The 5,911-nt window shown below is 63.4% G+C and carries 6 protein-coding genes; 2 read left to right on the top strand and 4 right to left on the bottom strand.

The window, feature by feature from the left end; genetic code table 11:
- Window positions 1-144: 144 nt before the first annotated feature.
- The 4 genes from FJ424_RS33210 to FJ424_RS33225 all read right to left on the bottom strand — a co-directional run bounded on the left by FJ424_RS33210 (window position 145) and on the right by FJ424_RS33225 (window position 3,367).
- The gene (locus FJ424_RS33210; RefSeq protein WP_140659987.1) at window positions 145-399 is read right to left on the bottom strand and encodes a hypothetical protein; all 255 of its coding nucleotides are present in this window, start codon (window positions 397-399) and stop codon (window positions 145-147) included.
- A gap of 228 nt (window positions 400-627) precedes the next feature.
- Window positions 628-1,245, bottom strand: coding sequence for a transglutaminase-like cysteine peptidase (locus tag FJ424_RS33215; protein WP_140659988.1), 618 nt, complete (start codon window positions 1,243-1,245; stop codon window positions 628-630).
- A 189-nt stretch (window positions 1,246-1,434) separates the two neighbouring features.
- Window positions 1,435-2,712 carry a polyhydroxyalkanoate depolymerase gene (locus FJ424_RS33220; RefSeq protein ID WP_140659989.1) on the bottom strand — a complete coding sequence of 426 codons (1,278 nt, stop codon included), beginning with the start codon at window positions 2,710-2,712 and terminating at the stop codon, window positions 1,435-1,437.
- A 292-nt stretch (window positions 2,713-3,004) separates the two neighbouring features.
- Window positions 3,005-3,367, bottom strand: a complete 363-nt coding sequence (locus FJ424_RS33225; protein ID WP_095767965.1) for a septal ring lytic transglycosylase RlpA family protein — start codon at window positions 3,365-3,367, stop codon at window positions 3,005-3,007.
- 310 nt (window positions 3,368-3,677) lie between these two features.
- Between FJ424_RS33225 and FJ424_RS33785 the strand changes: the two genes are divergently transcribed.
- Window positions 3,678-3,902 carry a hypothetical protein gene (locus FJ424_RS33785; RefSeq protein WP_246677428.1) on the top strand — a complete coding sequence of 75 codons (225 nt, stop codon included), beginning with the start codon at window positions 3,678-3,680 and terminating at the stop codon, window positions 3,900-3,902.
- A gap of 436 nt (window positions 3,903-4,338) precedes the next feature.
- On the top strand, window positions 4,339-5,679 hold the full coding sequence (locus FJ424_RS33230; RefSeq protein ID WP_140659990.1) for an FAD/NAD(P)-binding protein: 1,341 nt from the start codon (window positions 4,339-4,341) through the stop codon (window positions 5,677-5,679).
- Window positions 5,680-5,911: the final 232 nt, after the last annotated feature.

Consider the following 5,911-nt stretch of genomic DNA (forward strand, 5'->3'; position numbering starts at 1 on the left):
TTCGGTCTCCTTCCCACTTCAAACCATACACCAGAACCAACACACAGGATTCCAGGGTCTGCGCTCCTTGCTCCGCCATAGAATGACGAAGGCGCGAAGCCAAGGCTTCCATGTGCGACGCTGTGGAAAGCCCTCACCTCTAAATCAGAGCTTGCCGGCGCCGTTCGTGCTGCCGCCATTGGTGCTGCCCCGGCCGCCATTGCCTTGATGGCCCTGATGGTCGCGGCCATTGCCGCCGCCCGGGCAGTTCGCGGAACCGACGCTACAGCAGCGACCGCTCCACAAATCGTTGAAGTTGGTCTTGGCGCAGCTTTTGACAGTCTCGTCCGCCAGAGCCGATCCGGTCAGGGCCGATACCGCGACGGCGGCAAGCAGGGTGTTCCGCAGAAAAGCAGTCATTTGAATTCTCCATGGTTTGGTTTCCGTCCACGGCCGTGTGTCGCCGGCCGGGAGGAAATGGTTCATGGAGCTGTGAGACTTCGTCATCCACGGGCGGAGCGGGAGCGAAGCGACGCGGCGCAGACCATAGAATGGTTTGAGGAGGATAGGGTAGTTTGGCGGCCGGAACTGCGGCGCATCGCTGCGCTCTGGCTTCGCCCTACAATATGACGAAACTGAAGTTGGCGCCTACTGCACGGAGCCGACCAGCACCGCCTGGCCGTCGCGGATCGAGACCCAGCGTCCGGTGTTGTCGATCGCCTGGCGCTTGAGGAAGCGGTAGCCGGTCGCGTCCCAGGCTTTGACCCTGTCGGTCAGGTTGTCGAGCACGTAGTCGCCCTTGTCGGTGCGCACCGTCAGCACCGAATGGCCTTCGCCGTCCTGCTTGCGCACGACGGTGATCAAAAGATCGGCGAGCGACATGCCCATGCGGTAGAGCTGGCGACGCTTTTCCAGCACATAGTCCTCGCAGTCGCCATAGCCGTCGTCCGGATAGGCCCAGACTTCGTCCTTGCCGTAGTGATCGAGATCGCTCAACGGCTTGACGGCGGCGTTGACCTTGGCGCTCACGCTGGTCAGCCGGCGCCACAGACCGTCGGTCATCCTGGCCGGATCGAGATTGGCCGGGCGGATGTTGCATTCGTTCGGATGCGATTTGCAGAAATCATAGTGGCCGATCGGCTGCGAGGTCAGCCCGCCCGTGGCCATCGCGCCCGCCGCCCAGGCAGGCACGGCCCAATGCGCAGAGATCGTCAGCCCTGCGACCGCACACAAACGCAGAATCCGCGTCATCGCTGAGGAAGTCATTGTCCCCGCCGCCCTGTTCTTTATTAACGAAACGTTAAAGGCGATTTACAGTCCGTGTCAATTGGAGACGACGGCCAGTTTGACGGCATGGTTACCTGGACGATCCCGTAGCGGCACTTTCGCAACAGAGGCGTGGGCGCAACACGGCCGGCCGCCGGGCGGCGGCAGGGCTGATCCGGGCTCCGGCGTTCAGCTTTTGGCCGAACGGACCAGCTTCGGCCTCACCGCCACCCGCTGCTGGCGGCCATAGCTGGAGATGAAGTCGGCGATGCGCGGCACGATCTCGGAGCGGAAGCGCGAGCCGTTGAAGACGCCGTAATGGCCGACGGCCGGCTGCATGTAATGGACATGCTTGTCGGCGGGAATGTTGACACACAGATCATGCGCGGCCTGGGTCTGGCCGAGCCCTGAAATGTCGTCGTTCTCGCCCTCGATGGTGAGCAGCGCCACGTTGCGGATCGCCGCGCAGTCGACCGGCTCGCCGCGATGCTTCATCTCGCCTTTCGGCAGAGCATGGCGCACGAACACGGTGTCGACCGTCTGCAGGTAGAATTCCGCCGTCAGGTCCATCACCGCCAGATATTCGTCATAGAAGTCGCGGTGCTTTTCGGCGCTGTCGCCGTCATGCTTCACAAGGTGCATGAAGAAGTCCTTGTGGGCGATGATGTGGCGGTCGAGATTCATGCTCATGAAGCCCGAAAGCTGCAGGAAGCCCGGATAGACCAGGCGGCCGAAGCCCGGCACCGGCCAGGGCGCCTGCATCACGACATTGTCGCGGAACCAGTCGATGCCCTTTTCCTTGGCCAGAAGATTGACCGCGGTCGGGTTGCGGCGCGTGTCGACCGGGCCGCCCATCAACGTCATGGTGGCGGGCACGAAGGGATCGCCGCGCTTTTCCATCAGCGCCACCGCCGCCAGCACCGGCACCGAAGGCTGGCACACGGCCATCACATGCGTGTCGGGGCCGAGCGCGTGGAACATCTCGATGACATAGTCGATGTAGTCGTCGAGATCGAAGCTGCCTTGCGCAGCCGGTACCATGCGGGCATCGACCCAGTCGGTGATATGCACGTCGGCATAGGGCAGCATCGCCTCGACCGTGCCGCGCAGCAGCGTCGCGTAATGGCCAGACATCGGCGCCACGATCAAAAGCTTGGGGTCCGGCTTGCGGCCGGCGGGCAGCGCGCGCTCGAAACGGATCAGGTTGCAGAACGGCTTCGACCAGACCGTCTTTTCCGTGACGGCGACGCTTTTCCAGTCGACCACGGTCTTATCCATGCCGAATTGCGGCTTGCCGTAGCGGCGGGTGGTCCGCTCGAAGAGCTCCGCGGTCGCCGCGACCGAGCGGCCGAAGGGGGTGTGGGAAATCGGATTGAGCGGGTTGGAGTAGAAGAGCCGTACCGCGTCGGCATAGAGCCGAGCCGGCTGCAGCGCCGCATGGTTCATTTCATAGAGCTGGTAGAACATCGCGAACCCCGCTGCCGTCCAACGACCAAAAGGACGACGGACAGCGCCGAGCCTTGAATGTCTCCTGGCGAGGCTAACAAGATATTTTTGCGATGCAATACGTCATTTTGTCTGACGAATGCTTCTTTGGTTCAACCTGTTGAAAATCGGGCTTGAGCGGGCGAGCCGGCTCAATGTGCGCTGCGGAAATGTGAAGGATATGTGTCCGGCCCCTCATGCCGGACACGACCAATGCATATCGCCCTGAAGTGGGCAGCGCTTTGGATGACGACATGCATCAAAAAAAGGCGGCTCAGACGCGCGCCATGCAGACGGCGGTATGGCCCGAACCGATGAAGCCCAGCTGGCCGGCGGCGCCGCGGGAGAGATCGAGCATGCGTCCCTTCACGAACGGACCGCGATCGTTGATGCGCACGACGACGCTGCGGCCGTTATTCTTGTTGGTGACCCGAAGCTTGGTGCCGAAGGGCAAGGAGCGATGGGCTGCAGTCAGTGCCGAGGGGTTCATGCGTTCCCCTGAGGCGGTTCTGGAATGCAGCGCATACCAGGAAGCGCGGCCGCACTGCGCGGCGGCGGAGGAGGCGGATGAGGCGCCGGCCATCAGGCCAGCCGCGATCGTTACCGCGACAAGCGCAGTCTGGTTGGTTTTCTTCATGCTTTGGGGATGGCTCCGTTAGAGATATGCCCCGCCGATATGTGCCGAATGAGGCGGGAAATGCGGCATTGATCTGGCGGTTCCATGGCGACAGCACACGTTTGGAGTCGCCGCGAAACAGTTTGTCATGATATTCACGGCCCCGTTAAGGCGTATTCTCAATGAATATCGGGCCGGTATACGGGACATTCGGGGCAAGATCGGCCCACAAGATTTTAAGTACTGAGGGACGGAACTGCTTCGGTTCCTCCGCGTCTTTTGTTGCGTCCCCATTGCCGTTCAGGATCGACTTCCGGAGAGGGTCAAGCCGATGCGATTGATCAGGTTTGTGCTGGCGCTGATTGTGCTGGGGTTGGGTGCGCTGTGGTCGCTGCAAGGTCTCGGCCTCGTCAAGGGCAGCTTCATGACCGGCCAGCGCAATGGCTCTATATCGGCCTCGTCACCATGCTGGTCGGCGTGGTCGGGCTGCGCTGGGCGAACCGCTCGCGCATCTGACCTTGCCGGCCGCGCGGAGACGGCTGGCGACAAAGGTTAGTCTGCGACCCGATCCTTGCGACCAGTACTGCCAGGCCCGGCAGAGGCTCTCGTCGCGCGGCGGCAAGCGGTCGCGTTCGCCGGCAAGCAGCACCCTTGCGCGTTGGCTGACCGTCTCTTGTGTCGTCATTCTGGGGTCTACGCTCCGCTCCCGCGTCGCTCCGCCCTGGAATGACGAAGGAACGTAGGCCGCCGTTCTCAGGCCGAACGAAAATCCGCCTGTCACGCCATCCGGGCAAATTCATGCTTCAAAGGGCGTGGCAATTGGAACTCTGGTTTCGTGCCCGGCTCGGTTAGTATAGTAATCTTATCAACATTGGGAGTGAGAGAACGATGCGCGACCTTCAAAAGCCCGTTCCGGCGATCGTTGGTGGCTTGCGGCCAAGGCCGCTCGCGGCGCTCGCCGCACGCTGATCGCTCCGTTTCGGCGAGCAGTCATGGTTGGACGCGCCAATTCCATCATCATTGTCGGCGGCGGCGCCAGCGGCGTCGTGCTGGCCGCGCATCTTTTGAAATCGCCCAATCCGGACCTGCGCGTCACCTTGATCGAGAAGCGGCCGCATTTCGGCCAGGGCATGGCCTATTCGACGCTGCTTTCGGCGCATGTGCTCAACGTCAGCGCCTCCGGCATGAGCGGCTATGCCGACGACCCGACGCATTTCGCGCGCTGGGTGCTGGAACACGGCCTCGCCAGGCCGGACCAGGGGCCGTTCTATGCGCCGCGCAGCCTCTATGCCCGCTATCTGCAGGAATTGCTCGACGGCCTCGTGGAGCGTGAGCGCGACACCGGCCGGCTCAGGCTGATCCGCGAGGAGAGCCTGTCGATCGTGCCGACCGCGTCGGGCGTCGAGGTGGCCTTGGCCAACGGCACCAGCGTCGTCGCGCATCTTGCCGTCCTGGCCACCGGTCACGACGAGCAGCCCGGCGCCTTCCAGGGCCACGCCGTCCGGATGGGGACGGAGGCCGACACCACGCTTGATCCGCAAGCCCAGGTGCTGCTGCTCGGCACCGGCCTGAGCATGGTCGACGCGTTTCTCTCGCTGGAACAGCGCGGCCATCACGGCGCCATCGTCGCGGTGTCGCGGCGCGGCCTGCTGCCGTCGCCGCACCGCAAGGGCAATCCGATCAAGCTCGATATCGCCGACATTCCGCTCGGCACGGAGCTTTCCTACTTCGTCGGCTGGTTCCGCAATCTGATCCGCGAGATCCAGAAGGCCGGCGGCGACTGGCGCGACGTCGTCGATGGCCTGAGACCCTTCAACCAGACGATCTGGCAGAACTGGCCATCCTCGGCCAAGCGCCGCTTCGTCGAGCACACCAAAGCCTGGTGGGACATCCACCGCCACCGCATGGCGCCGGAAGTCTACGCGCGCGTCACCGAGGCGGTCCGGTCGGGCCGCATCCGCCTCGTCGCCGGAAGGGTCGTGAACGTCGAGGCGAACGGTGGCTTCGCCGTGAAAATCCAGCCGCGCGGCACGCAGGATGTCGAGACCCTGGACGTCGCCCGCATCTATGATTGCATGGGCATCGCCCGCGATATTTCGAGGACGTCGAACGGCGTCGTGCGCTCGCTGGTCGAGCGCGGCGTGGCGCGGCCCGATCCGCTGCGCCTCGGCCTCGATGTCACCGCCAAATGCGAGCTGATCGCGGCCGACGGCACGGTTTCGTCGAAGCTGCTCGCCGTCGGGCCGCTGACGCGCGGCACCTTCTTCGAGATCGATGCCATTCCCGACATCCGCGTGCAATGCGCGAAGCTGAGCAAGCAATTGCTGGGGTGAATTTCTGCCGAGGTCGGCGCTCTACGGCGCCCCCCTCTGGCCTGCCGGCCATCTCCCCCACAAGTGGGGAGATTGGCTGTCGCCTCGGCTTTCGCCAATCGCCGACATTGCAGAAGAAGACGCTGCGGGCGGAGCTGCTGATCTCCCCCCAAGGTGGGCAGGGGAATCGCATATGGCGTTTTTGGGGTTGAGTTTAGGCTGAGAAAGGATTCTTTGGAGAGGCAGTTGAGCG

This window comes from Mesorhizobium sp. B3-1-8 (assembly GCF_006439495.1).
GTDB lineage: Bacteria > Pseudomonadota > Alphaproteobacteria > Rhizobiales > Rhizobiaceae > Mesorhizobium.

Coding starts and splice junctions, on each gene's coding strand:
- FJ424_RS33230 (WP_140659990.1), top strand. CDS start 4,339: ATGGTTGGACGCGCCAATTCCATCATCATTGTCGGCGGCGGCGCCAGC.
- FJ424_RS33225 (WP_095767965.1), bottom strand. CDS start 3,367: ATGAAGAAAACCAACCAGACTGCGCTTGTCGCGGTAACGATCGCGGCT.
- FJ424_RS33785 (WP_246677428.1), top strand. CDS start 3,678: ATGCGATTGATCAGGTTTGTGCTGGCGCTGATTGTGCTGGGGTTGGGT.
- FJ424_RS33220 (WP_140659989.1), bottom strand. CDS start 2,712: ATGTTCTACCAGCTCTATGAAATGAACCATGCGGCGCTGCAGCCGGCT.
- FJ424_RS33210 (WP_140659987.1), bottom strand. CDS start 399: ATGACTGCTTTTCTGCGGAACACCCTGCTTGCCGCCGTCGCGGTATCG.
- FJ424_RS33215 (WP_140659988.1), bottom strand. CDS start 1,245: ATGACTTCCTCAGCGATGACGCGGATTCTGCGTTTGTGTGCGGTCGCA.